General features: G+C 63.8%; 23 protein-coding genes. 9 read left to right on the top strand and 14 right to left on the bottom strand.

Annotation, left to right across the window (positions count from 1 at the left end):
• Positions 1–30: 30 nt before the first annotated feature.
• Positions 31–1,341, bottom strand: a complete 1,311-nt coding sequence (locus J3474_RS07190; RefSeq protein ID WP_013832136.1) for a UDP-glucose/GDP-mannose dehydrogenase family protein — start codon at positions 1,339–1,341, stop codon at positions 31–33.
• Positions 1,342–1,672: 331 nt separating this feature from the next.
• On the opposite strand from J3474_RS07190, the gene J3474_RS07195 reads away from it, so the two are divergent.
• Complete coding sequence (locus J3474_RS07195; RefSeq protein WP_207093540.1) at positions 1,673–3,001, top strand: glycosyltransferase; 1,329 nt, start codon at positions 1,673–1,675, stop codon at positions 2,999–3,001.
• Here the strand turns inward: J3474_RS07195 and J3474_RS07200 are convergent.
• Positions 2,962–3,951, bottom strand: coding sequence for a glycosyltransferase family 2 protein (locus J3474_RS07200; protein WP_242528232.1), 990 nt, complete (start codon positions 3,949–3,951; stop codon positions 2,962–2,964). The two genes, J3474_RS07195 and J3474_RS07200, sit on opposite strands and share 40 nt — an antisense overlap.
• A gap of 151 nt (positions 3,952–4,102) precedes the next feature.
• Here J3474_RS07200 and J3474_RS07205 point away from each other — a divergent pair, with 151 nt between their 5' ends.
• From J3474_RS07205 to J3474_RS07215, 3 genes are read left to right on the top strand one after another with little or no spacing between them, the layout of a single operon-like run.
• Positions 4,103–5,257: a glycosyltransferase family 2 protein gene (locus tag J3474_RS07205; protein WP_207093542.1), complete on the top strand. Its 1,155-nt coding sequence runs from the start codon at positions 4,103–4,105 to the stop codon at positions 5,255–5,257.
• The gene (locus J3474_RS07210) at positions 5,254–7,272 is read left to right on the top strand and encodes a glycosyltransferase (protein ID WP_207093543.1); all 2,019 of its coding nucleotides are present in this window, start codon (positions 5,254–5,256) and stop codon (positions 7,270–7,272) included. The genes J3474_RS07205 and J3474_RS07210 overlap by 4 nt, the downstream gene beginning before the upstream one ends.
• On the top strand, positions 7,256–9,049 hold the full coding sequence (locus tag J3474_RS07215) for an ABC transporter ATP-binding protein (RefSeq protein WP_013832140.1): 1,794 nt from the start codon (positions 7,256–7,258) through the stop codon (positions 9,047–9,049). Before J3474_RS07210 ends, J3474_RS07215 begins: the two co-directional genes overlap by 17 nt.
• On the opposite strand, the gene galE is transcribed toward J3474_RS07215, so the two are convergent.
• The 7 genes from galE to J3474_RS07250 all read right to left on the bottom strand — a co-directional run bounded on the left by galE (position 9,046) and on the right by J3474_RS07250 (position 16,247).
• Positions 9,046–10,077 (bottom strand): UDP-glucose 4-epimerase GalE, encoded by a 1,032-nt coding sequence (gene galE / locus J3474_RS07220; RefSeq protein ID WP_207093544.1) that lies wholly within the window; start codon positions 10,075–10,077, stop codon positions 9,046–9,048. The genes J3474_RS07215 and galE overlap by 4 nt on opposite strands.
• Positions 10,074–11,051, bottom strand: a complete 978-nt coding sequence (locus J3474_RS07225; RefSeq protein WP_007012014.1) for a UDP-glucuronic acid decarboxylase family protein — start codon at positions 11,049–11,051, stop codon at positions 10,074–10,076. Before J3474_RS07225 ends, galE begins: the two co-directional genes overlap by 4 nt.
• 187 nt (positions 11,052–11,238) lie before the next feature.
• A complete protein-coding gene (locus J3474_RS07230) occupies positions 11,239–12,432 on the bottom strand; it encodes a glycosyltransferase family 4 protein (protein ID WP_207093545.1) in 1,194 nt (397 codons plus the stop codon).
• Positions 12,429–13,190: a hypothetical protein gene (locus J3474_RS07235; protein ID WP_242528233.1), complete on the bottom strand. Its 762-nt coding sequence runs from the start codon at positions 13,188–13,190 to the stop codon at positions 12,429–12,431. Before J3474_RS07235 ends, J3474_RS07230 begins: the two co-directional genes overlap by 4 nt.
• Positions 13,187–14,323 carry an FAD-dependent oxidoreductase gene (locus J3474_RS07240; RefSeq protein WP_207093546.1) on the bottom strand — a complete coding sequence of 379 codons (1,137 nt, stop codon included), beginning with the start codon at positions 14,321–14,323 and terminating at the stop codon, positions 13,187–13,189. Before J3474_RS07240 ends, J3474_RS07235 begins: the two co-directional genes overlap by 4 nt.
• Positions 14,323–15,291: a glycosyltransferase gene (locus J3474_RS07245; protein ID WP_041558748.1), complete on the bottom strand. Its 969-nt coding sequence runs from the start codon at positions 15,289–15,291 to the stop codon at positions 14,323–14,325. The genes J3474_RS07240 and J3474_RS07245 overlap by 1 nt, the downstream gene beginning before the upstream one ends.
• Positions 15,288–16,247: a glycosyltransferase family 2 protein gene (locus tag J3474_RS07250; protein ID WP_013832146.1), complete on the bottom strand. Its 960-nt coding sequence runs from the start codon at positions 16,245–16,247 to the stop codon at positions 15,288–15,290. The genes J3474_RS07245 and J3474_RS07250 overlap by 4 nt, the downstream gene beginning before the upstream one ends.
• A gap of 432 nt (positions 16,248–16,679) precedes the next feature.
• Here J3474_RS07250 and J3474_RS07255 point away from each other — a divergent pair, with 432 nt between their 5' ends.
• Positions 16,680–18,398 (top strand): glycosyltransferase family 39 protein, encoded by a 1,719-nt coding sequence (locus tag J3474_RS07255; protein ID WP_207093547.1) that lies wholly within the window; start codon positions 16,680–16,682, stop codon positions 18,396–18,398.
• An 18-nt stretch (positions 18,399–18,416) separates the two neighbouring features.
• Here the strand turns inward: J3474_RS07255 and J3474_RS07260 are convergent, their stop codons facing one another.
• Genes J3474_RS07260 through J3474_RS07270 form a run of 3 tightly spaced genes read right to left on the bottom strand, consistent with a single transcriptional unit; the run spans position 18,417 to position 21,426 of the window.
• The gene (locus J3474_RS07260; RefSeq protein WP_207093548.1) at positions 18,417–19,625 is read right to left on the bottom strand and encodes a hypothetical protein; all 1,209 of its coding nucleotides are present in this window, start codon (positions 19,623–19,625) and stop codon (positions 18,417–18,419) included.
• Positions 19,626–19,678: 53 nt separating this feature from the next.
• Positions 19,679–20,671, bottom strand: a complete 993-nt coding sequence (locus tag J3474_RS07265) for an NAD(P)-dependent oxidoreductase (protein WP_207093549.1) — start codon at positions 20,669–20,671, stop codon at positions 19,679–19,681.
• Positions 20,668–21,426 carry a class I SAM-dependent methyltransferase gene (locus tag J3474_RS07270; protein ID WP_207093550.1) on the bottom strand — a complete coding sequence of 253 codons (759 nt, stop codon included), beginning with the start codon at positions 21,424–21,426 and terminating at the stop codon, positions 20,668–20,670. The genes J3474_RS07265 and J3474_RS07270 overlap by 4 nt, the downstream gene beginning before the upstream one ends.
• Positions 21,427–21,746: 320 nt before the next feature.
• Here J3474_RS07270 and J3474_RS07275 point away from each other — a divergent pair, with 320 nt between their 5' ends.
• The 3 genes from J3474_RS07275 to J3474_RS07285 all read left to right on the top strand — a co-directional run bounded on the left by J3474_RS07275 (position 21,747) and on the right by J3474_RS07285 (position 23,836).
• Complete coding sequence (locus tag J3474_RS07275; RefSeq protein WP_242528234.1) at positions 21,747–22,151, top strand: hypothetical protein; 405 nt, start codon at positions 21,747–21,749, stop codon at positions 22,149–22,151.
• Positions 22,142–22,468: a hypothetical protein gene (locus tag J3474_RS07280; RefSeq protein ID WP_207093552.1), complete on the top strand. Its 327-nt coding sequence runs from the start codon at positions 22,142–22,144 to the stop codon at positions 22,466–22,468. The genes J3474_RS07275 and J3474_RS07280 overlap by 10 nt, the downstream gene beginning before the upstream one ends.
• Before the next feature lie 192 nt (positions 22,469–22,660).
• A complete protein-coding gene (locus J3474_RS07285; RefSeq protein WP_207093553.1) occupies positions 22,661–23,836 on the top strand; it encodes an acyltransferase in 1,176 nt (391 codons plus the stop codon).
• Positions 23,837–23,848: 12 nt separating this feature from the next.
• Here J3474_RS07285 and J3474_RS07290 read toward each other — a convergent pair whose 3' ends face one another.
• Positions 23,849–24,058 carry a hypothetical protein gene (locus J3474_RS07290; protein ID WP_207093554.1) on the bottom strand — a complete coding sequence of 70 codons (210 nt, stop codon included), beginning with the start codon at positions 24,056–24,058 and terminating at the stop codon, positions 23,849–23,851.
• Positions 24,059–24,283: 225 nt separating this feature from the next.
• The gene (locus tag J3474_RS07295) at positions 24,284–24,547 is read right to left on the bottom strand and encodes a GlsB/YeaQ/YmgE family stress response membrane protein (RefSeq protein WP_207093555.1); all 264 of its coding nucleotides are present in this window, start codon (positions 24,545–24,547) and stop codon (positions 24,284–24,286) included.
• Positions 24,548–24,935: 388 nt separating this feature from the next.
• Between J3474_RS07295 and J3474_RS22955 the strand changes: the two genes are divergently transcribed.
• Entirely contained in the window at positions 24,936–25,511 is a 576-nt protein-coding gene (locus J3474_RS22955) for a J domain-containing protein (protein ID WP_207093556.1), read from the top strand.
• Positions 25,512–26,021 lie beyond the last annotated feature (510 nt).

Here is a 26,021-nt window from a genome sequence, read left to right on the forward strand (position 1 = left end):
GTCTTGCCGGGGCTATCGCCCCTCTTGTGATCAGGCCCTGCCGATCGAATAGTAGGTGAAACCGGCGGCTTCGGCGAAGTCCGGCTTATAGATGTTGCGCAGGTCGACCAGCACCGGTGCCTTGGCGATCTGCTTGACCCGCTCGAGGTCGAGCGCACGGAATGCATCCCATTCGGTGACGATCACCACGGCGTCGGCGCCTTCGATCGCCTCGTAGGAATTATCGACCATCTGCACTTCGGGCATCAGCGGCTTGGCGAGTTCCATGCCTTCTGGGTCGTAGGCAATCACGGTGACCCCGGAATCGGCGAGAGCCTGCGCAATCGCGATCGAGGGGCTGTCGCGCATGTCGTCGGTGTTGGGCTTGAAGGTCAGGCCAAGCATGGCGACGCGCTTGCCGCGGGCGGCGTCCAGTCCACCGAGCGCTTCGATGACCTTGCGGCCCATTGCCCGCTTGCGGCTGTCATTGACCTTGGCGACCGCCTCCACGATGCGCAGGGGGCTGTCGTAGTCCTCGGCGGTCTTGAGCAGCGCGAGGGTGTCCTTCGGGAAGCAGGAGCCGCCGTAGCCGGGGCCCGCATGCAGGAACTTCGAGCCGATGCGGTTGTCGAGGCCGATGCCGCGTGCGACGTCCTGGACGTTGCCGCCCACCTTCTCGCAAAGATCGGCGATCTCGTTGATGAAGGTGATCTTGGTCGCAAGGAACGCGTTGGCGGCGTACTTCGTGATCTCCGCCGAGCGCCGGCTGACGAACAGGATCGGCGATTCGTTGAGGAACAGCGGGCGGTAGACTTCCTGCATGACCTCGCGGCCGAAATCGTCCTCGGCACCGATGACGATGCGGTCGGGGCGCTTGAAGTCGCCGATGGCCGCGCCTTCGCGAAGGAATTCCGGGTTGGAGACGACGGCGACGCGGTGCTTGGTGCCGCTTTCCTTGAGGATGCGCTCGACTTCGTCGCCGGTGCCGACGGGAACGGTGGACTTGGTGACGATCACCGCGTCGTTCGACAGGCTTTCACCCACTTCGCGCGCGACGGCGTAGACGAAGGAGAGGTCGGCATGGCCGTCGCCGCGCCGCGAGGGCGTGCCGACGGCGATGAAGATCGCGCTGGCGTCCTTGATGCCTTCGGCGAGGTCAGTGGTGAAGGAAAGCCGGCCGGCCTTCACGTTGTTTTCGACCAGAGCGTCGAGGCCCGGCTCATAGATCGGCATGATGCCGGCATGGAGCCGGTCGATCTTGGACTGATCCTTGTCGATGCAGACCACGTCGTGGCCGAAATCGGCGAAGCAGGCGCCGGAAACCAGACCGACATAGCCGGATCCAACCATCGCAATCTTCATGTCAGTGCCACCATTTGCAAATTTTCGGGAGATCGGGGTGAACCCTTCGCCGTTTATCTATGCGAAGTTCGCGAGGAATTTCCACCTCTGAATTCGCAACTGCAAAAAAGAATGGACGACCTGTTGCAAAGCAACGGCGAACGCACGGGCGGCCGGCCAGGAGTTGCGTTAACTTCATGACAGCCTCGCTGTTCCGTCCCGGGACAACGGGGCTGTCCGTGTTCGTCCTCCGCCTTTTGGGGGATTGCCGAAGTCAAGGTTTCGGTATTGTTAACTGTAATTTGCACCACGATATGGATGGCTCCTGCGTGGGCGTGCCTAGGATCAAGACTTGCGGCTTCTGCTGATCAATCACCGCTATTTCGTGGCAAGCGGGGCGGAGCGTTACCTGTTCAACATCGAGAGGGTTCTGCAACGCGCGGGGCACGAGACCGCTGTCTTCTCGATCGATTACGAGCAGAACCGAAGCAGTCCGTGGTCTTCCTATTTCACCAGGCCCATCGGCAGAGCGGATCAGGTCTACTTCGACGAGCATCGCACCGATCCCGGGTCGGTCGGGCGCAGTCTCGGTCGCCTGTTCTATTCGCGCGAGGTGGAGCGCGACCTTGCGCGGCTGATAGAGGACTTCCGGCCCGACGCTGCCTACCTGATCCTGTTCCTGCGCAAGCTGTCGCCTTCCGTTCTTGTTGCGCTGCACAATGCCGGGGTGCCGATCGTGGTGCGCGTGTCCGATTACGGATACCTGTGCGCCGAGCACCATTTCCTGCGCAACGGGGAGAGCTGCACCAAATGCCTGGGCGGTCGCCTTTTACCCGGCGTCGTGCACGGATGCGTGCATGGCAGCCGGGTGATATCGGCGCTGGATGCCGCGGCGACATGGTACCATCGCCGGCAGGGCTATTTCGATCTGATCGACCGGTTTGTAACGACCAACCCGTTCCTGACCGACTTCATGGTGCGGGGCGGCTACGATCCTGCGCGGCTGGCCTGCATCCCCACTTTCGCCGATGAGGAGATCTTTGCTCCCCGCGCGGGCGATCCGGGGAAGTACCTGCTCTATGCCGGGCGCCTGGATCCGTCGAAAGGCCTGGAAACGCTGATCGAAGCGATGGCGATCTTGAAGCGGCGTTCGGGCTCGCCGCCGCGGCTTCGCATCGTCGGCGGCGCGCAGTACGAGGATTACCACAAGGCGCTGGTGCGGCATGTCGAGCGCGCCGGCCTTGCCGATTGCATCCGTTTCGAACGCCCGGTCGCGGCCGAGGAAGTGGCGGGCCTGTTGGGCAGTGCAACGGCCTCGATCATCCCCTCGGTCTGGTTCGAGAACCTGCCGAACTTCTATCTGGAAAGCATCAGCGCCGGCGTGCCGGTGATTGCTTCCAACCTGGGTTCGCTATCGGCGGCGATCACGGATGGCGAGGACGGCCTGCTGTTCGAGACCGGCAATGCAGCGGACCTGGCCGATTGCATCGCGCGCCTGATGCAAGATCCGTCGCTGGATCGGCGCCTGCGCACTGCGGGGCCGCTCAAGGCCAAGGCGCAGTATTCTGCCGAGCGGCACCTTGAACTCCTGACCGACCTGTTTGCCGAAGTGATCGCGCAGGGCCGCAGCGCCCCATTGCCCTACAGCGGGTCGAGCCGGGCGAAGGCAGTGTTCGAATGACCCTGGTAGCCTCCAGCGGGCAGCAGACGCCCGACCACGCCTTTCGCGGCGGAAAGCGGCAGCGAAGCGATGACTACGGCGAGGAAGGCCGGGTCGTAGCGCCCGATCGACAGGGCCAGCCGGATGACTTCCTTCGTGCGGCCGAGGCGAATGGCACGGTGGAACAGCAGGCGGCTCAGGCGATTGCGGCCCGACTGGAACGCCTTTGCAAGCTCCGGGTGGCGCGGCAGCAGGTCCGCCGTGCACAAGTCGCGCGAGCGCAGCATCTGCAGGACATCGCTCGACATGTTGTCGGGAAGGTCGCGATAGCCGGTCAGCGGCTCGGGAACGAAGCCGAAGTGGTGATGTTCGGCGATCTCGAAATAGAGCTTCCAGTCCTCGCACCCTTGCCCGCCGCGCGCGCGCAGGGTGGTGTCGTAGCCGCCGGTCCTGTCGAACGCGGAGCGCCGGATCAGCGCGGAAGAGCCATTGCCGATGAAGTTGTGAAAGGCGAGGGGGGCCAGCACGTCACCTTCGTGACAGGGCCGGTGGCGCAGCTGCACCACCTGGGACTTGCCGTCGATCAGTGCGAACCAGGTATAGACGAGGCCCATCCGCTCCCCACCCTGGCGGAACACGGCCAGCTGCCGTTCGATCTTGGCCGGATGCCACAGGTCGTCCGCGTCGACCGGCGCGATGAACCGGCCGGTCGAGGCCGCGATCCCGGCGTTGCGGGCAGCGGCGACACCGGCATTGGCCTGGCGCAGCAGGCGGATGCGCGGATCGCGCGCCGCAAGGCCCTGTACGATGGCGGGCGTGTCGTCCGCCGATCCGTCGTCGACGACCACGATTTCGAGTTCGCGATGGGTCTGTGCCGTGACGCTGCGCAGCGTCTCGCCGATCGTCCGGGCTGCGTTATAGGCCGGTACGATGACGGATACGGTTTCGCTGCCGGCAGGTTCCAAGCACATCTCCATTGGCTTCGAAAACCAGTCTGCCTGAACATCTTCGCGGGCGAAAGCACTGTCCGGCCCGATTTCGGAACCAGCGGACGCTTCGCGGGATTGTCTGATCGACGCGTTTCAGCATTGTCGCCGCATTGCAGCAGAAAGTCCGCCTGAGATGTCCCGCATCGCCATCGAGCACATAGACGCATCGGCCATGCCGCCTGCGCCCGTCCGCGAGACGGCTCGCACGCTCCTTGTGTTCTGGTGGCAGGACATGCCGGTGGGGCAGGTCATCGACGAGGGGCGGCCCGGCGAGCGAATCGACCTGGAACGCCACTGGCAGGCATTCACTACTTCGCCCGCCCTCGTGCGGGCGAGGGACATGGCCGCCGATCTTCGCCGCCCGACTCTCGATGCCTCGGTGGTGATCTGTACGCGCGACCGGCCCGATGTCCTGCGCGAATGCCTCGCCTCGCTGGTGCACCAGAGCTACCGGCCCGCCGAAGTGATCGTCGTTGACAATGCTTCGGTGGACGATCGCACCCGGCAAGTCGCGCAGGAAGCGGGCGTTGTCTATGTGCGGGAGGACCGGCCTGGGCTCGACATTGCCCGCAACAGCGGCGCGCGCCGGGCACGTTCCCCGGTCATCGCCTATACCGACGATGACGTGCGGCTCCATCCCCGCTGGCTGGAGCGCCTGACGCTGGCCCTTGAGGCCGGTGATGCCATGGCGGTGACCGGGCTCGTGCTTCCCGCCGAACTGGAGACGGAAGCGCAGATCCTGTTCGAGACGCATTGGAGCTTCGGACAGGGCTATCTGCCGCGCCGCTTCGATGAGAACTTTTTTGCGATGGATCGCCAGACCGGCAGCGAAGTCTGGACGATCGGGGCCGGGGCCAGCATGGCCTTTCACCGTCGTGCCTTCGATATCGCGGGCTATTTCGACGAGCGACTCGATGTCGGCGCGGCGGGCTGTTCGGGCGATTCCGAGTACTGGCACCGTATCCTCAGTCATGGCGGCGTGTGCGTTTACGACCCCGCGGCAGTGGCCTTTCACGTCCACCGGCGCGAGATCGCTGGGCTCGCTTCGCAGATCTACCACTACATGCGCGGCCATGCGGCGGCCCTGATGGTCCAGCACGAGCGCACCGGCAATCGCGGGAACCTGCGCCGGGCCTTTGCGATCATGCCGCGCTATTACGCCGGGCGGGTGCTGCGCCGGTTGGTGAGAGGGACGCGGCCGGACAATCGGTTCCTGCGCCAGGAGATTTCCGGCTATGTCGCCGGGCTGATCTACTACTGGCGCCACCGCAGGGCGCCGCAACCGTGAGCGCGGTATCGGTCATCATCCCGGCCCGCGATGCAGAAGATACGCTGGCCCGGACGCTCGACAGCCTGCTTGCGCAGGAGATGCACGACTGGCACGCGGTGATCGTCAATGACGGTTCGAGCGATGCGACCGGCGCAATTGCGGGGCGTTACTGCGATCGCGACCCCCGGCTGGCGATGGTCGAGACCGGCGGGCTGGGTCTTGCCGCCGCGCGCAACGAAGGTCTGCGCCATGCTCGCGGCAATGCGCTGTTCTTCATCGATTCCGACGACTGGATCGCGCCCGATCATCTCAAGTGGCTTTCCATTGGCCTCGAGAGAGATCAGGCTGCGGATGCCAGCTTCTGCGGTTATCTGCGCGTCACGCCGGCAGGCAAGGGCTTCATGCCCCGCTTCGATCCCGCCATCGCGGTCGATCCGGTGGGCACTTTCAGCAGGCGCAATCCGCTGGCCCCGCACGCGGTCTTGCTCCGGCGCGATCCGGTGGAGCGGCTGGGCGGTTTCGATACGGCTTTCAGGACCTGCGAGGACTGGGACATGTGGCAGCGACTGGCGCTGTCCGGCTGCGCCTTCGTGCCGATCCGCGATCTCCACGCCCGCTATCGCCTGCGACCGGGTTCGCTCTCTACCGATCTCGTGCAGCTTTTCGGCGATGCGCAAAGGGTGATCGCCAGGGGTTGCTTCGAAGCGGGATTATCGGCCGAGGCCGCATCCACGAGCTTTGCTTGGTTCGAGCTATGGTGCGCCGCCGTTGCCGCCGGGCAGGGTCGTGCCTGGCGCAACGACCTGCGCGACTTTCCGCAGATTGCACTCGGACCGCAAGACGTGGCGAGCGCCGCGAGGATGATCCTCGAGGCCTTCTGCAGCGGTGCCTGCCGCACGCCGGGTGAACTGGTGCCCCACTGGCCGCAGGTCTCCGTCAGCATTGCCCACTTGCTGCAGGGCAGAATCGCCGCGCAATCGCAGCGCTCCGTCGTCGATGCCGTCGCGCAGATGCTGGGCATTGTGCCGGGCCGTCCGACCGAACTCGTGAGTGTCGTCATTCCCGCCTACAAGGCTGACGGGTTCATCGCGGAGACCCTCCAAAGCGTGATGACGCAAAGCCACCGCGCGCTGGAGATCGTGGTCGTCGACGACGGTTCGCCCGATGCCACGGCTGCGCAGGTCCTGAAATTTGCAGCCGAAGATCCGCGCATCGCGCTGATGCAGCAGGATAATGCCGGGGTCGCCGCCGCGCGCAATCGTGGCTGGAAGTGTGCGGCTTCGGACCTGATCGCCTTCGTCGATGCCGACGACCTGTGGGCGCCGACCAAGATCGAGCGGCAGCTCGCGGCGCTCAAGGCGGCCGGGGAGGGGGCGGGGCTAGCCTATACCTGGTATGCGCGGATCGACGAGGAAAGCCGCGTCACCAGCCTCAGTCACCGACCACGGGCAGAAGGGGATGTGCTCCACGCGGTCATGCACGGCAATTTCGTGGGCAACGGCAGCGCCGCGCTGATGACCCGCGAGGCGCTGGAATATGCCGGCGGCTTCGACTCCTCGCTGCACGAACGCGGGGCGCAGGGGTGCGAGGACCTCGCGATCTATTTCCGCATCGCCGAGAAGTTCCGTTTTGCGCTCGTGCCCGAGCCGTTGACGGGGTATCGCGTCATGGACGGCAACATGTCCAGCGACATGTTGCGCATGTTGCGCTCCTTCGATCTGGTCGCGGCCGAAATGGCCGCACGCTACCCGCAGTACCGCAGGGAAATCCTGAAAGGGCGCAAGTTCTACCTCGAGTGGAGCCTGTTGGCGGCGGCAGAGCGGGGGGATTTTCGCTCCATGGTGAAATTGTTGCCGGAATTCCTGGCGCAAGCTCCCTTCGCGGCGCTGGGCGTGCTATTGACCAGGGTACCGCGCGCGCTGGTGCGCGGCAGGCGCCAGCGTTTCTCGGGAGGATCGCGGCGCAGGCAAGGCCATGTTCCGGTGCGGTTCGCGATCGGCTCCTGTGAGGAGGGCTATGGGCAAGGAAGCTGACACCGGGGCCGGCGGCCGGATTGCCGCTCTCAGGGACCTCAATGCACTCCTCGCAATCGCCCCGGCGGCGAAGCGGGCCGCGCCCCTGCTCGTCATCATGGGGCTGGTCGCCTCGCTGGCGGAAACGGCGGGCATCAGCCTGATCATCGTGTTTCTCTACGCCGCGTTCGGCCAGCTCGACGATTCGGGCACCGTGGCGCGCGATTTCGGGCACGTGGCGGCCTCGATCCTCGAATGGCTGGGCGGCCCTGCAGAACTTGCGACGGCGATCTTTGCCCTGATCGTCATGCGCGGCGTCATCGCCTATTTCTACAACCGCATTGCGCAGGGGCTGGGCGCGCGGATCAGCGAAAGCGCCCGCAACGCGATCCACAGCGAGTACCTGGGCGTCTCCTACGACTTCATCCGCCGCCACGAGCAGGCCGAGCTGATGGAAGTGCTGGGCACCGATAGCTGGGGCATCGCCGCGGCCTACAACGCCTTTACCCGCCTCATCATCAACATCTGCGCGGCGGCAGTCTTCGCCTTCTTCCTGTTCATGCTGTCCTGGCGGATCACCCTGATCGCCATTATCTGCGCAGGCGCCGTATCGTTCTTTCTCGAGCGGCTGTCGCGGCCGGTGACTCAGCTTGGCGCATCGGTGAAGGCAGAGCACCAGTCGATGGGCGGGCTGATGCTGATGACCCTGCAGGGCATGCGAGCGATCCGCGCCTATGGCCGCGAGAAGGCGCAGAACGCAGCTTTCGTCAAATCCTCGGCCTCGGCGCGCGAGAGCCTGGCGCGCATGGAGCGCCTGTCTGCGGCGATCCGCCCGGCAACCGAGATCGGCTATCTTGCGATCATCTGCCTGATCGTGGGCGGGGCCGGCGCGCTCAAGGTCGATTTCCACGCGACCCTGACCATCGTTGCGCTGCTCTATCGCCTTCAGCCGCACTTGCAGGAATTCGCCAGCAATTCGCTGTTCCTCGCCCAGTCGGCGCCGCAGCTGCAGTCGGTGCGGCGAATGATCGGGCCGGAGGGCAAGACCTACCCCGATCCCGGCTCGCTGCCGATGCCCGAGACATTCCAGTCCATCGCCTTTCGCGATGTCGCGTTCGGCTATGATGAGAAAGAGGCGCTCGACCACGTCAGCTTCACCGTTCCCGCCGGGCGCACGACTGCGCTGGTCGGCGCCAGTGGTTCGGGAAAGACGACGATCGTCAACCTGCTGCTGCGTCTTTACCGCCCGGAATCGGGGCAGATCCTGCTCGACGAGACGGACATTGCAGCGATCCGGCGCGAGGACTGGCTGCGCGCGATTGCCGTGGCCGGGCAGGACATCGATCTGGTCGAAGGGACGGTGCGCGACAATGTGCTGATGGCTCGCTCGGACGCGAATCGGGCTGCGCTGGCCGATGCCTACGCACTGTCGGGCCTAGCCGACATGCTTGCCGGGCTCGAATACGGCGACCGCGACTGGATCGGGCAGCAGGGCCTCAACCTCTCGGGCGGCGAGCGCCAGCGCGTCGGCCTTGCCCGCGCCATCCTGCGCGATCCGGGCATCCTCATCCTCGACGAGGCGACCAGCGCGCTCGATACGGCCCTTGAAGCGCGTGTGCGCACTTGTCTCGAGCAGCGCTTTGCCGGGCGGACCGTGCTGATCATCACCCACCGGCTCGAAACCGTGCGCAATGTCGATCACGTCGTGCGTATCGGCAACGGCCGGGTTCTGGCCGAGGGGACGCCAGCCGAAGTCTTCGGTCCCCACGCGGACGGATCTGTTGCCGCGCTAGGCTAGGCGGGCGCTTTCTCCAGGGTCCTGTCGGCGCATTTGCGATACCAGGCGACGGCGGTGCGCACGATCGTATCGATGTCCGAGTGCCGCGGAATCCAGCCCAGTTCCTCTCGCGCCTTTGCGGCATCGGCAATCAGCACCGGCGGATCGCCGGCGCGGCGCGGGCCGAGTTGCGCCGGGCAATCGACCCCGCAGATGCGCGCCACGGCTTCGGCGATTTCCAGCACGGTCGTGCCATTGCCGGTGCCCAGGTTGAAGGGGTGGAAGCCCTTGCGATCCATGATCCATTCCCCGGCTAGCACATGGGCCGCGGCCAGATCGGACACGTGGATGTAGTCACGCACCGCGCTGCCGTCGCGCGTGTCGAAATCGGTCCCGAACACGGTGAAAGGCCGGTCTGCGGCCAGTGCCCCTTCGATAGCCAGCGGGATCGCATGGGTCTCCGGATCGTGGCACTCGCCGATTTCGCCGTCGGGATCGCAGCCGGCGGCGTTGAAGTAGCGCAGCGCTACACTGTCCAGCCCGTGGGCCGAGGCGTAGTCGGACAACATGCGTTCGACCATGAACTTCGACCAGCCATAAGGATTGATCGGGGACTGCGGATGCGCTTCGTCGATCGGAACCCGGTTCGGGACGCCATAGCTTGCGCAAGTGCTCGAAAAGATGAGCTTGTCGATTCCCGCCGCGCGCATCCGGTCCAGCAGGGTGAAGCTGCCGATGCTGTTGTTGTGATAGTACAGTTCGGGCTTGCGCACCGATTCCTCGACATAGGCGAAGGCGGCAAAGTGTCCCACGAGATCGGGCTCGTACTGCGCGAATGCGGCATCGAGCGCGTCTGCATCGAGGATGTCGCCGACGACCAGCGGTCCCCAGCGCACTGCGTCGGCATGGCCGCGCGAGAGGTTGTCGTAGGTCACCACCTGCCAGCCCGCTTGGGCGAAGGCCTTGCAGCAATGCGACCCGACGTACCCGGCGCCGCCGGTGACGAGGATCGTGCCTCGGGATTTACTGTCGGATTTTCCGGGGGTCATGCCGGTATCAGTCCTGCTTCGATGAGGTCGCGGAAATACTCGATGGTTCGGGCGAGGCCGTCCTTGAGCGGCACGGAGGGTTCCCAGCCCAGCTTTTCGCGGGCCAGCGTGATGTCCGGCTGGCGCTGGCGCGGATCGTCCTGCGGTAGCGGGCGATAGTCCAGCGTCGAGGCGCTGCCGGTCAGATCGATCACGTTGCGTGCGAGCTCGAGCATCGTGAATTCGACCGGGTTGCCGAGGTTGACCGGGCCGGCGAAATCGTCGGGCGTATCCATCAGTGCGATCAACCCGTCGATCAGGTCGTCGACGAAGCAGAACGAGCGGGTCTGCCGCCCATCGCCATAGATCGTGATCGGCTCATCGCGCAGTGCCTGCAGAATGAAGTTCGATACGACGCGGCCGTCGTCGGGCTGCATGCGCGGGCCGTAGGTGTTGAAAATGCGCGCCACCTTGATCGGCAACTGGTGCTGGCGGCGGTAATCGAAGAACAGCGTCTCGGCGCAGCGCTTGCCCTCGTCGTAGCACGAGCGCGGGCCGATGGGATTGACCCGGCCCCAATAGTCTTCGCGCTGGGGGTGCACCTCGGGATCGCCGTAGATCTCGGAAGTCGAGGCCTGGAGGATCCGCGCGCCGGTGCGCTTGGCGAGGCCGAGCATGTTGATCGCGCCGTGGACGCTGGTCTTGGTCGTCTGGACGGGATCGTGCTGGTAGTGGATCGGACTTGCCGGGCAGGCGAGATTGTAGATCTCGTCCACTTCCACGTAGAGCGGGAAAGTGACGTCGTGCCGCAGGATCTCGAAGCGGTGATTGCCGAACATCTGCGCAATGTTGTCGCGCGTGCCGGTGAAGAAGTTGTCGACGCACACGACCTCATGGTCGAGCGACAGGAGCCTCTCGCACAGGAACGATCCCAGGAACCCGGCGCCGCCGGTTACGAGAACCCGCTTCCTGCGCGCCAATTGACGTTTCGCCATGTACCTCCGTCGTCGCCCGCCGGGCGCACGTCAAACTTCAACCGCTCAAGTCAAGCGCAGCAACTGTCTAACGAGCAAAGCTGCTGGATGTTGCTCAACCCGACAAGTGGTTGTGAAATTAAGTTAAATGACGGGTCTCAGGACAAGTTACTTGGGAGTACTCCGACAGAACGAAGCCTGCGCGCGACTATCCGAGGCTGGCCGAAGTCCTGTCGCTTCGTGCCGATGCCGGCGAAATTGTCGCGTAGGCGCGCTCAAGCCGCCGGGAGAAGGCGGCGGGGCCATAGAGATCGCGGGCCCTTGTCGCGGCATTGGCGCCCAGTCGCGCTCGAAGGTCAACGTCCCGGATCAGGACACGCATTCCATCGGAAATGGCCTGCGGATCGGGCCGGGCAAGCACTGCGCACCCGGCGTCGAGAACCTGGCTGTGGCTGAGAATGTCCGTTGCCAGGATGGCACGTCCCGAGGCCATGTAGCCATAGACCTTCATCGGCGTGTTGACGCCCTTGAGCCGAGGGGAACACAGGATGTCGGCCTGCGCGAGGTAGGTTCCAAGCGCGTCGAGGTTGCGCTGGCCAAGGAAGCGCACCCGTTCGGCAACCTTCAGGCCTTCGGTCTTTGCACGGTAGCTAGAGACCATCTCCGGTGTGCCGCCGATCACTGCCAGGTTGCAGGCTTCCTCGGGACGCAACTGGCGAAAGGCCTCGAGCAACAGGTCGATCCCCTGGTAGCGCTCCAGATTGCCGACGTAGAGCGCGAGGGGGGCAGGACTGTCGAACAGGGCGCGCAGGTCCTCGACCTCGCAACCATCCGGTGCGTCCGGCGCGAATGCGACATCGGGCAGGAGGTGGACCTTTGCCGGGGCCGTTGCTTTCGCGGCCCTGTCGGCAATCGCCTGGCAGACCGGCAGGACGAGATCGGCGCGCCGGATCGCCTGGCGCTCGAACCATTGCAGCGGCGGCAGCAGGACGCGCGCGGCAGGCCACTTCTCCGCGATCTGGTCCGGCATGAGCGAGTCCATGTCGTAGACGACCTTGAACTTGCCTGCGGCGCGGCAGGCCAGGGCGATGAACACGGCTTCCTCCACGGCATGGACGACGTCGTAGTCGCATTGCCGCACCTGTCGCAGCGCTGCTGCTGCCAGCCACGCATCGCACACAAGCTTCTTGGCGGAAAAGCCGATGGGCACGTTGCTGATGCCGAAACCGGGCCGGATGCGCAGGATCCGGGCGCCCGGAATTTCTATCTCGGCGCCTTCGTGGTAGGTCAGGAGGTCGACCTCATGCCCCTGCTCGCACAGGACGGTCACGGCCTGCCGCACGGCAATCGGCGTGCCGCGTTCGACGAAGAAGGGATGGGGCGCAAGGAACAGGATTTTCATCGCGCCGCCTCGCGCAAGGGCAGGCGCAGGCGGATCTGGTCACGCAGGAACCGCACGGGAGAGGCGAGCCTGCCGTAAGGCGTCAACACCGCTGCAGGATCGCGCAGGGCCTGCATCAGGGCCGTCGCCGGGCATTCGGCCGGGAGGTGGCCGTCGAGGAGGAAGCCGAAGCGTCCGATAGTCCCGCTCGACCCGGGCAGGGGGAGGGGATCGGACCCTGCGAGCACGCGCCGATCCAAGGCAAAGCGCGGAACCTTCCAGAAGCCGGGACGTCCGCCGTTGTCGCCGAGCAGCAGCGCAGGGTTCTCCTGCAGCAGGTGGTCGACGAGGCGACCGCGCGCGCCGAGCCACTTGCCCACGCCCCAGGGCAGGACCGGCAAGGCCTGCGCGGCATGGATTGCCGCCACGATCTCGCTCGCCGGCCTGCGCTCAAGCGGCGCGGTCGATGAAAAGCCGAGGCCGAGAATTTCCAGCCCCTCGGCGCTGACGATCTGTCGCCCTGCGACGACAAGCAGGCGGCGGCTCTCGTCAAGCCAGAGCGAATTGGCTTCCCCGGTCTGCAAGAGCCGGCCGCGCAAATGTTGGAACACCGCAAAGCCTTCGCGCTCGACCAGCATGCATACGCCAGTCTGCGCCTGCGGTGCCGCCTGCGCGAAGCTGCGCGCGGCAGCTTCAAGCGCGGAAAGGGCCGTGTCTTCGTCATGAAGGTGGACGTGGGCGTCCACGGCAATGCGAGGGGACGCTTCTGGCCGAGTCATGCCGCGCGCCGCGCCTCTTGCGGCCAGAGTCGCCGCGCGGCATCCATGCTGAGCAAGGGAGCTGTCGTCAGCTTGGAGCCCAGAACCTGGCTCAGGCCTGCAGGCCCCGGCGTGGAAATCGTGTCGGCCGCGCTCAGGGTCCGTCCGGTCCCGTCGGTATCGGGAAGCAGCCCGGGCATGACCGTGCGTACGCCCGCCTCTGCAATGCCATAGCCCGGAAGCGCCCGGTCGAGCACTTCGAGGAAGGCGGCGATATCCGCGGGAGTAACGTCCGGCTCGCGCGCGCCGGGAGCGGGGCGATAGAAGGTGCCGGCAAACGTGCCGCCTTCCAGCGGGCGCAGGAAATAGCTTCGCCCCTTGCCCGGCGTTTCGGAGACGGCCAATGCCGCATCGCCCGGAAACGGTATGTCGAGGACGAGATTGAAGGCGAGCGTCGCCGTAGTGGCGGCCTGTGGCTCCTGCGGCCAGCGCGAAGACCACGAGCCGGCGCAGATTGCCACGCGGGGGGTTGCGATCTCCTCCATGCTCCCGTCGGCATGGGTGACGTTCAGGCCCACCACGCGGTTGTCGGCAACGATCAGCTCGCCCGCCTCGGTATCCTCCATCAGCGCTGCCCCGCTGGCGCCCGCATCGGCGAGGATCTTGCGCAGCAGCGTTTCCATGTCGTCTGCCACGAGGTCATGCCACAGGGCTGCGCCCGCCAGGTCTCGCCGCGGCAGGGGATAGGCCCTCGCGATTTCCTCTGCCCCCAGAAGCTGAAGCCTGGGCAGGCGGCGGGACAGGCCCGTGCCGCGATAGAGGCAGCTCTCGATTGCGGATGCGGCGCGAAATGCCATCGGCGATCGCAGGGTGTGACGGTAGAGCGGCATCGCGCAGGCCAGCGGACGAACGTGCTCCGGGTAGTTGTCGAGAAACCACGCCTGGGCCTGGCGCGAGCGCTGCCAGCGCCCGACGCTCAGGCTCTGCAGGTAGCGCAGGCCGCCATGGATGATGCCGTAGCTGTTGCCCGTTGCCCCGCTGCCGACCTTGCCGCGTTCGACCACGAGAGGCCTCAGTCCGGCGCGTGCCGCGGCCAGCGCCATCGTTGCTCCCTGCATTCCGGCTCCGACAATCACGACATCGCTTTGACGCATCAAGCCTCGTCCGGGTGGGTCACGATCTTCTCTATCTTGTAGGCGCTGCGGCTGGGATTGCGAGTGAAGATGATGATTTCCGCGATCAGGCCCACGGCCGCGATCTGGATGCCGAGCACGATCATCAGCACGGTGAGCAGCAGGGCCGGGCGATCGGCCAGTTCCATGCCCGCTGTCTGGCGCTGGATCACGATATAGATGCCCATGGCCACGCCGATCGCGATGCAGCCCGCGCCCACCGATCCAAAGAAGCGGAAGGGCTTGCGCATGAAGCGGGTCAGGAAGCCCAGCGCGATGAGATCGAGAAACACGCTGAAATAGGTGATCGCCCGGTGCATGCGGATCTTCTGGTCAGAGCGCGACTGCGGCATGCAGACCTGCTCTACCTTGTAGCCCATGCCCTCGGCCAGGAGCGGCAGGAAGGGGTGCTGCTCATGGTGAACCTGAAGGTCGTCGAACACGCGGCGCCTGAAGGCGCGCACGACGCAGCCCGGATCCTTGAAGCGCGAGCCCGCCATGCGGGCGAGGGCCTCGAAGCTCCAGCCGCGCAGGCGGCTAAGCACATTGTCGGTGCTGCGGTCGCGGTAGGCGGCGACGACATCCGCGCTTTCCAGCTTGTCGAGAAGGGTCGGCAGGCTTTCAGGCGCGGTCTGCAGGTATGCGGGCAGGATAAGGATCGTCTCGCCGCGGGCGTGGCGGACCCCTTCGAGCAGGCAGGCGACCTGCCCGAAGGAGCGATTGAAGCGCACGATGTTGAGCGGGAAGCCCCGCTCGCCGATGACGGCCAGTTCCTCTGCATAGTCCTCGAAGGGGCCGTCGAGGACGTAGATGAACTCGAAAGACTTGTTCGTCTGCATCAGTACGTCGTGATAGGCCCGCCATACGGCCTCGGCCGGTTCGGTGCGGTCGATCACCGGGATGATAACGGAGATGTCGATGGTGAGATCGGGCGGGGCCATTGTGTTCATAGTCCCTCCTGCGGGGCAGGGTTGAGCGGCTTGAGCCGCGACGAAAGTTTGGCTGCGATCACGGCATACCGGCTCACGTTGGGTTCGACCGCGGCGAAAAGTCCTCCGGCCAGGCCCCAGACGACAAGGAACAATGTGAGCGAGAAGAGTACCACGGCGATGCCGCCGGCAACGACGAGGCTTTTCGGCTGGCCGAATATCACGTAGCCGAAGGCCAGGAGATCGAGCAGCAACGATAGGCCGACGACCTTCAGGTGCCAGGTCAGCGGTGCGCGGGCGTAGCTGAGCAGCACGCGGATCGTGACGATATCGAGCATCACTTTCTGGATGCGCGAGAAGCCGTACTTGGAAACGCCGAACTGGCGGGGGCGGTGGTTCACTTCCAGTTCTACCAGACGCGCGCCCGCCAGTTGCGAGAGGGCGGGAATGAAGCGGTGCATCTCGCCGTACATGGGAATGCCCTTGATCAGTTCGGCCCGATAGGCCTTGAGCGAGCAGCCGCTGTCACGCACGGCGATGCCCATGATGTAAGTCATGATGCGGTTGGCGATCTTGGAAATGAAGACGCGGGCGCCCCCGTCCTTGCGCTTGCGCCGCCAGCCGATGGCGATGTCGTAGCCCTTTTCGATCTGTTCGAGCAGGCGCGGAATGTCCTCGGGATCGTTCTGGAGATCGCCGTCCATCGTCACCAGCACGTCGCCCCGCGCCACCTCGACGCCTGCGGCCATGGCGGCGGTCTGACCGTAATTGCGACGGAACTTGACGACGCGGACGCGCGGATCGCGCTCGACCAGAGCTGCGGCGCGTTCGTATGTCCGATCCTTGCTGCCGTCGTCGACCAACACCAGCTCGAAATCGAAATCCCGGCCGCTCAGTGCGCGATCGACCGCCTCATAGAGCGGATCGACGTTCTCCTCTTCGTCGTACACCGGCACGATGACGGAGATTAGAGCCATGCGTTACCCCCACCAATACTCGAAACATCGAATAACTTGCGACCCGAGTCGGTATAAGCGTACGGCTAACGAGAAATCAGCTTGTCCTGTGTTTTCAGAACCTATTTAACGATATATACCTTAGGGCATATATTAGCCATATACTGGTTGTTATATGCTTGCATCGTATGTTATTTATTCAAGTCGTAGTATTAAATTTCTACATTAAATCATGACGTGGCGATTTTTTAGAATATGTGATCGGCGTAATCATTGATGATGCGAAGTCATTCTATATCGTAGGAATTTTAGTTCTGTCAATTAATCCACAAGGCTATGTCAGCGTCTCGAAATTGCCCGGTGCAGGGGTGATGCGGGCACACGACGATTGCGGGCGTAGCGGGGCCGCGCTCCTTGCCAGGTGGATCGGCATCGCGCATCGGAGTAGCGGGCATGGCCAGTAGAACGGGCGGAATTTTCGCATGTTCGGCCTCGTTGCCGGAGAATTCGGGAGGATTGAGCGCCGTTTCGCCCACACTGCAGGCGCTCGGGCTCTTCGCCCTGGCCCTGCTGGTGCGCCTGTTGGGCAACGCCAGCCAGCCGGTTCATGTCGACGAATTCTATCACCTGCTGGCCGGACAGTCCTGGGCGGACCATGGCAGGCTCTCGATCCTCGACGGCGTCTACACACGCGCGCGCGGCTACACGATCCTGACCGGGCTGGTCTTTCTCGCCCTGGACCATTCCAGCATGTTTATCGCCCGGATACCCTCGCTGCTCTCGGGCGCCTTGCTGGTACCCGCGGTCTTTCTCTGGACGCGCCGGACCTTCAGCTTGCGGGTCGCCTGGATCGCGGGTCTGCTGCTGTGCTTTGCCGACATAGCGCTGGAGGTCTCGCAGTTCGCCCGCTTCTACGCGCTCCACGCCCTGTTCGTCTGGTTCGGCTCGGTCGCCGTCTATCGCGCCTTGGAGCCGCGCCGCAGCTTGCGAGCCGCTTTCCTCTCGCTCAGCTGGTCCGCGATCTGCTTCCTGATCGCCCTGCACCTGCAGGTGACGACGGCCATCCACGTGGCCGGGGTCGGGGTGTTCGTCGCCGGAGTACTGGCTACCCGTCCCCCGATTCGGGGGATTCTCGAAGAACGCAGATATTGGCCGTGGTTGGCAGCGGCAGCTTTGCTTCTTGTTGTCATCGGTTTCGTCGCGATGAGGAACTTCTCGATCGTCGAGCGTTTTCGCGACACGTCGTACTGGGCGCTGGAGAGCAAGGACGATGTCCTGTTCTACCTGCAAATATTCCTCGATCGCCTGCTCATCCTCTCGCTGCTCCTTCCGCTCGCCCTGTGGCTGGTCGTGGTGCGACGATGGCGCGCGGGCCTGTTCTGCCTCGCGCTGTTCATCGTTCCGTTCGTGGCGCATTCGCTCGCCGGGATGAAGAGCTTCCGCTACCTCTTCTATGCTCTCCCGTTCTTCTTCATCCTGACAGCAGTGGCCATCGATTTCCTGCTCGCAAAGCTATCTCAGGGGCTGGCATCCTTAATGGCAGGGTGGGGAGAGAGGCATGGCGGCGCCTTTGGTCCGCCGGCTCTTGCGACGATCATCGGCAGTGCGGCGTTTCTGGCCAGTGCTGCGGCCATTGTCGGCAATCGCGCCGAGGCTCACGGGCTCAAGCGTCTTGCCGTCGATGCCTACCGTGTCGCCAGGGCGCCGGCCTCGTTGTTTGCAGAACCGCCCGACAAGCCATGGACGAAAGTTTCGCCCAACTGGTCTGCCGTGATAGGTTCACCATCGTTGCTGGTCGTGGCCGACGACGTGCGCACGCTGCACTATCTGGGTCGTCCTTTCGACGTGCTGATCAATCGCAGTCGGATCACCGACATCTCCCCTGCGGTCGAGTTCGGCCGCGACTTTCGTACCGGCAGGCGGGTCATAGGGCAGGGCCGAACGCTCGCAAGGGTGGCTTCATGTTATGCCGATGGCGTGATCGTCGTGCCCGATGACCGCTGGGCCTTCGATTTCGCGGTGCCTGCAAATGTCACCAGGGCCATCGAGCGGATCGCCGCGCCGATCCAGCCGGGTGTGAAGGGCTTTCATCTCTATCGCTGGCAGCACCCGGTCCATGGTGAAGACTGCGCCGAAATCAGGGCCGAGATCGCCAGTCACTCCGCGTCCTGACCGGACCGGTCCGGCTCCCTACTCGACGAACCCGCGCGACAAGGCCTGCCGGGCCAACAGGGCCGGCGGAATCGTGCTGAGCAGGCAGCCGACCGCGCTTCCGCTGATCAGGCCGGCGAGGCCCCAACGCGCCCCGATCCAGGCACCGAGCAGGCAGGCGGCGATCGTCAGCCAGTTCATCCAGCTGAGCTTGCGGATTTCCCCGGCGGTGCCGCAGGCGACAACGGCTGCGCGTGGCAGGCCCTCGATCAGCTTGGCGGCACCGTTGCAGCAGGCCGTGAAGACCAGTAGGCGGTCCAGCTCATAGCGCCCGCCGGTGAAGATGGCGGCGACGAGAGGGGCCAGCGCGACGACAACCATGGTGGCGATCACCATGGTCAGGCCCAGCGACCGGGTTTCCTGTGCAAGCAGTGCAAAGCGGTCTGCCCGCTGCGCAGTGGCCCGCAGTCGGGGCGTCAGTGCAAAGCTCGATCCGGATCGCAGCAGGCGAAACGGGAAGATCGCAACCGATGCGATGACGGCGAACATTGCTAGCGCCTGGAAATCGAGTACTTGCGGGATCACGAAGCGCTCGATCTGGACGAGAACCGATCCGGCTCCGGCCGTCACCATCAGCGAAAAGGCTTCGCCGCGCGGCACCTTGTCAGGCCTTTCGCCGCCGAGGCCGCAGTAGCGGATGAAGGCGTACCAGCTCAGGGCTGCCGCGAGGGCGCAGCCCGCCGCAAGGATCAGCAGGACCGGCAGGTCCGACCCCAGCGTGAGGACAAGGCCAAGCCCTCCTGCGAAGAGCAGGGCCCAGCTGGCGACGTTCGTCGCCACGAGCGGAAGGGCAGTCCAGTCGTGGCGGCGCAGGCCCATGCTGGCCGCCATTGCCAGCCCTCCGCCGACGATCGCCATGCCCAGCAGTACCCCGGATAGGGCCGGGAGATCATAAAACAGCACCGTGCCGATCGCGGCAATTGTGGCAATGCCGCTGCACGACAGGAAAGCGCGCAGCAGCAGGCGGGCGGCTGGATCCAGCCGGCGGCGCAGCAGCACCTGGTCCAGTCCAAGCGGGGCAAGCCAGATGAAAACGTTGTAGACCGCAATCGACAGGGAGAGCTGCCCGAACGCGGCCGGGGGCAGTGCACCCGCCAGCAGGAGGTTGCCGAAAGTGAAAGCCGCCCCGGCGAAGGCGAAGCCGAGGCTGGCAAGGATGGACCGGGAATGCAGCAGCGCATGAATCATTCCGCGCGCCCGATCATGACCGGAGCGGGGAGCGGAGCTTTCCTTCGGGATCGTCATTTCGGAGGCAGCAGTCCGGTCTCCCGGTACCACGCGACCGTGCGCCTGAAGCCTTCGTCGATGTCGATCCGGGGCCGGTATCCCAAGAGCCGCTCCGCCTTGCCGCTGGTGAAGGCACGGTTGTGCTTGAAGAAGGTCAGGCGGCGGCGGTGGAGCGGTGGCTCGATGCCCAGGGGCGTGCAGATCGCCTCCACCAGCCGCGCCAGTTGGTGCATGGCCTTGTAGGGAATGTGCAGGGCAGGGGGCTTGCGGCCGAGCGCCCGCGCCGCCGCGCCCACGTAGTCGCGCAAGGGCAGATAGCGCGGGCCGCCGATAATGAAGGTCTCGCCCGCGGCCTGTTCGCTGTCCATGGCCAGGACGAAGCCCTCCACCAGATCGTCGATATAGACCGGGTGGAAGTTGGCGGAACCGTCACCGACGAAGAAGAACGTGCCGCGCTGGACCATCCGGAACATCTTGAGCATGCGCGTATCGCCCGGGCCGTAGATGCCGCAGGGCCGGATGATCACGATTTCCAGACCGCCGCGTGCCATTTCCTTGCGGCAGAAGGTCTCGGACAGCAGCTTGCTTTCCTGATACGGGTCGCGCGGGCTGAAGGGGGCCGTCTCGTCCGAGGGGCTGTCCGCAACGCTGCCGTGCACGCCGATGGTCGAGCAATCGACGAACCTGCGCACGCCGGCCGCCCGGCAGGCCGCGACGAGGGATTTGGTGCCCTCGAAATTGACGGCGACGAACTCTTCCGGACTGCCTTCCTTGCGGTACATGGCGGCGATGTGAAAGACCGTGTCGCAACCTTCGACCAGGCGGGCGAGCGCGGCCTCATCCTGCAGGTCGCCCGCAATGCGCAGGATGCCGGGATGGTCGGGCAAGGTGGAACCGGGCCGTGCGAGGGCGCGCACCCGGTGGCCGTCCTGCGCGAGGCGCAGTGCCAGTGCCTTGCCTGTGAATCCGGTGGCCCCTGTGATGGCCACGGCACGGGTATCGCTCATGAATCCTCGCGATCGAAGCGGGCAAGCACCGGATTGCCGATCAGCCCGGTCACGCCCGCCGTGCGCATCAGGCCCTCGGCCTGCTGCGTCAACGTGGCCCTGGGCAGGGCGCGGTGCAGGGCCATGGGCAGGACGAACTGCCGCCAGATACGGGTCTGCCCGAAGCCATGGCTGGCGAAGGCCTTGCGCACTTCGCCGCCAAAAAAGCTACGATAGGTGCGCGTGTTCTTCTCGATCCGTTTCTTCAGCGGAAAGGTGAGCAGGGAGAGCGCATTGACGCTGGAATAGACCGGAAAGTCGATGATTACCGCCTTGTCGGCGACCCGGCAAAGTTCTGCGACGAGGCGCGGCCAGTCGTCGATATGGGCCATCAGCCGCACACTCGTGACGACATCGAACTGCCGGTCGGCAAAGGGCATCTGCAGCAGGTCGCACGCCACGAAATCGACCGCGCGCGCGCTGGCATGGCTTGCAAGCCGCAGTCCGCAGCTGGCATCGCTGCCGGCCACTGTCACGCGATATCCTGCGTCCGCCAGCGGCGGGGCCAGTTGCGCGTGGCCGCCGCCAACGTCGAGCACCGTCGAGCCGGGCGAGATGGGCGGGTGTTCCAATAGGGAAAAGACGCCCTGTTCCTGAACGCCCAGCAGGTATTCGCCCACCTTGCCGCGGAACCGGGAGGCATAGCCATCGGAGGAAGTCTCGATGTCAGGCGGCTCGTCGACACCGGCAACGAGACCTGCAACTGCCTTGTTCATCACGGTATTATCCGATTGCGGGAGAGAAGACCTGCGATCTTGGCGACCCATGCGCAAGAGCATTCAATCAGACGGCCTACCTAATGGCAATCTTGCTACATGCAGTAATACGTTTGGGCACAAGCGACGGATTTGCAAGCAATAGTCGCGCACGATCGAACCGCCGACTACTGCGGTCGATGCCATGCGCACCGAAGCGGTTCGTCGAAATCTTCGTAACTCACGGCCCGAAAACGGTTTCGCTGCAGGCCGTTTGAGGTTATTCGCACGTCCACAAGTGCATTGAGTCCGAAGAGGAAACGATAGCCGTGCCGCTCTGCATGACGCAGGCCAAGGAGGGATGGTCCACATTGCTTACCAGGGTTGCCGCAGGAGTCGCAATTGTGGTGGCTGTGATCGCTTTCGCGGTCAGCGGGTGGGCTATTCTGACCTTGAGCAACGCGCCCGCGCCCGCACCGGCCAAGACCACGGTTCCCTTCGATCCCGTTGAACAGACGGCTGAGGATCGCGCCAACCAGGTGATCACGAAGATCATTGAGAAGCGCCTGCCGGACCCCGAACCTGCCCCGCCCGCGCCGGCTGGCACTCGGCAGGTTGCCAGTAGCGCCAGGAAAGTGGAGCGCCTTCCGGACACGACCCTGAAGTTGAACTGCTCGCGGCTGCGCGATGCCTATTCGCCCGAAGAACTGAAGGGCATGAAGGAATTCCAGCAACTATGCCTCTGAAGAGCATTGTCATTGCCTTGTTGTTCCTGAGTGCCTGCAAGTCGACCGAGCCGCCGAAATTCTATCCTTCGCCGCTCGATCTTGAGACGGTGGCACAAGCCAAGCCGAAGCCGACGGCGGCGATCCTGACCGATCCCAAGGCCAACGACATGTACAATCACGAAGTGGAGGCATGGGGCGATCGCATCCATGCCGCGGGCTTGCGCCTTTGCCGGTTCTACCAAAATCTGGGCCAGGCCGTGGATTGCAGTCCAGGGCCGGCTACCGTGCCGGCGCCGGCTCCCGATGCACGCAAAGAGCCCGTTCATACTCCTTAGTTGCAAGCCGAACGGGTCAGTCGAAGCGGTGTCGAATGGCCCTTGCGCTCATACCGAATTGACGTTCAGGGCGCGGGAAAGATTGAATAGTCTTCGCCCGTTGAGTTCGGCGTAACCCGTGATGGGGCCGGGCGAGCCTGGCTGCAGCTCGATCCTGTGCAGTCGTGATGCTGCAAGGGACACGCAACACATATGGGACCTGCCGATAGTTCGAGTTCTTCCGGTCCCCGTGAATTTGCGACCCTCGACCTGCTCCGGTTTCTGGCGGCTCAGGCCGTGGTATTCTATCACCTCCTGTTCCTGTCCTGGGTGGAAGCGCCCGCGGCTGGCGGGATCGGCGCGGTAGCGCGATCGGGGACGCGCTTCGATACCGCCGTTCCCTGGGCCAGCCTGGGCTGGTTGGGTGTGCCGGTATTCTTCGTGATTTCCGGCTTCGTCATACTCATGTCGTCGGGCGACAAGACCCCGAGCCAGTTCGCAATTGGGCGGGCCAAACGCATTCTCCCGGGGTTGTGGACCTTTTCCCTCCTCTCGGCTGCAGTAGTGCTGATGACGGGGGTTCTGGCACCGGCGGAAGCCCTGCGGCGCCTCATCCGCTCCATGGCGCTTTTCCCCTTCGGTCCGTGGATCGACGGGGCGATATGGACGCTAGTGGCGGAAGCCCTGTTCTACGCCCTGATCTTTGCCGCCATCAGATTTCGGTTGCTGGCGCACATGACGGTGCTGACTTCGGCGATCACCGGGTTCAACCTCGTCTTCTGGAGTGGCATATTGCTGGCCGCATCGGGACTGCTCGGGCGCGATGTGCAGGACTTCGCGGACCTTGCGGCTTCCTATCGCCTCAGTGTCACGCTGGTGACGACGAACTGTTTCTTCCTTGTCGGCATAGCGCTCTACCAGGTCCATGCGGGCAAGGACGTCGCGCGTAACCTGGCCATCTACGCGATCAATTTCCTGATCGGGATGGTCGTCGTCTACTTTTTCGCCCGGGCCAGCCTTGGCGTTGTCGAGTACGGTCAGAACGCGCACGTTGCCGCGATCGTCTGGGCGGCGGCGATCCTGTTGGCGAGTGCCGGTGTGATGCTCCCCGTCTGGACGCCGCGCCGGTGGGCACGCGCGGCCAAGGCCATGGGGCTGTTGACCTATCCGCTGTATCTCGTGAACCAGATCACCGGGGGCTACCTCTTCGGTGTGATCGAGCGCACGACCCACAGCCCGGTGCTTGCAGTGGTTGCGGCCATCTTGTTTTGCAATCTGCTGGCCGGGGCGTTCAGCTTCGGAATCGAACGGCGGCTACAGTCGGCCTTGGGAGCATTGCTGGAACGTGCCTTGCGGCATTTCCGGCAAAGGCTGCGGTTTCAGGTCTAGGGGAAGATAGCCTCAATCGCGCCAGAAGGCCCAGCGGTAGCGGGTGCGTTTACCCTCGAGTGCCTTTGCCTCGGCGCGGCGCATTTTCCGGGCCTTGCGTTCGTGCTTCAGGGCCGTTTCGCGAAGGTGGCGTGCTGCCAGGGCGTCTTCGTGGCGGGCGGCCAGCTGACGGGCGTAGCGGGCTAGTTGTTCGTAATAGATCGCATCGCGAATCTCTTCCATCGCTCTGTAATATGCCCAGGATCGGCAGCTTGTGGAGTCTTCTCTTCAATGGAGACTTGTCTGAAGAGAATTGCGGCCAAGAAACGATGCGGATGCCCGCGCGTTTATGTTCAATCGTGCGCAGTCACCATCCCGCAGCCGCGGGCGCGTGTCTCGACCGCATCGGACGGCACCGTGAAGCCATTGAGCGCCTTCGGCTGGTCGTCAGCGGATTCCGGATCTGGTTTAGCGAACCTGTCCGCGCTGGACCAGGTTGACGATGCCAAGCAGGATCACTGCGCCCACGAAGGCGATGATCAGGCCAACGACCGAAAATTGCTGGACGGTGCCGGCGATCCCGAACTGGTTGGCGACGAGATTGCCGATGACCGAACCCACGCAGCCCACGACAATGTTCCAGAAGATGCCCATCGAGGCATTACGGTTCATGACCATGCTGGCCAGCCAACCCGCTATGCCGCCTACGATCAGTGCAATAATCCAACCCATATGAACCTCCAGTCAGTCCTGATTTAGGGGGACGTCAGGCCCGGTGCACGATCTTGCCCGCCTTGCCCCAGTTGCGCATAAACTCGCCAGCCTGCTGCAAGGTTGCCACGAAGCGAGGGTATCTTTCTTCCCTGCAACCTGTGTCTTCGGCGAGATTGCACATCATGGGGCTTTCGCGCCTTTCGCCGGGCTGGATGCAGCGCGTGACGAAGAGTTGGATACGAGACGCTGGAACAGTCTTGCCGCCTCTAAATTACCAATCCCCCATCCCCGCCGAATAGGCATGACAAGATTTTCCGGTTCGGCCACAATCGCTAGGCAATTGCTATTCTTGCGCCGCTACATCATGAGGTTTGGCTGAAGGGGCATCTTGAATGGGGGGTGAGATATGCAAGATGATGATTTCGTAGACTATTATCAATTGCTGCAAGTCAATGCATTCTGCGACGTCGAAGTCATCTCCCTGTCCTACCGTCATTTGGCCAAGAAATATCATCCGGACCATCCGAAAACCGCAAATGCGGCATTGTTCAAGCAAATCGTTGAAGCTTATAACGTTCTGAAAAGACCGGACAAGCGGGCCGAATATGACCTCGTGTATCATGCTCGTGTAAATATCGGAACTTCGGCAGCGCACCCGCGTCTTGATATCGGCATAGACGAGAAAGTAGCGCTATCCGATGCAGAGATGCAGCGTAATATACTTTTGCTTCTATACAAGAGAAGGCGAAACAGCGCTACCGACTGTGGGGTCTACGGCTTTCACGTCCAAACTTCTTTCGGGTTATCCGACGATCTTCTGGACTTTCATGTTTGGTATCTCAAATCGAAGGGATTCATAAACATGAACGAGCAGGGGATGCTGGTGATTACTGTGGAGGGTATCGACCACGTCATATCCCTGCATCAACCCCGCCCTTCGGAAAAGTATCTGATGGCGCCAACCAGTAGTCGAGACGGCTGAAGTGTCGCCGTAAGGGCTCGGCTGCGACACGCGTTAGAGCGGCATTCAGGGCAGGGCAGGCAACCTGATCTTGCCGATGATTTTCCTTGGGAAAGCGTCTTTAAGAAGGTGGTGCGCGACGCAGTTGTCGCCGGACCAGTCTCACTTGGGAATTTCCCTGTTCAGCAGGGAAAATAATGGGTGATGGCAAGATATTGCGGGCAAAATTCTGACTACCTGCGAGATAAGGCTCTGTAATATCGTCGGTTTACTGTGAAATTCGTGCTTCAGGAACAGGGAATTTTTCAAGTCCGAACAGGGCAATCGCGCGCCAGAACAGGGAATCTTATTCGAGCCGTCTGGCGGTGCGATTGGGCTCTCGGCCTGACCAATCCTGAAGGCTTGGCGGACTCCGCTACCTGCTGCTTGCGCGCTGTCCTCGGCCGCTGTTCACGCCGCCGCCTGCCAGCGATCACTTCCGATGTTCGGTCGCGCGCAGGATCGGCGCAGAAGCGGGCCAGATTGATGCCA

Source organism: Novosphingobium sp. PY1 (assembly GCF_017312445.1).
Classification (GTDB): domain Bacteria; phylum Pseudomonadota; class Alphaproteobacteria; order Sphingomonadales; family Sphingomonadaceae; genus Novosphingobium.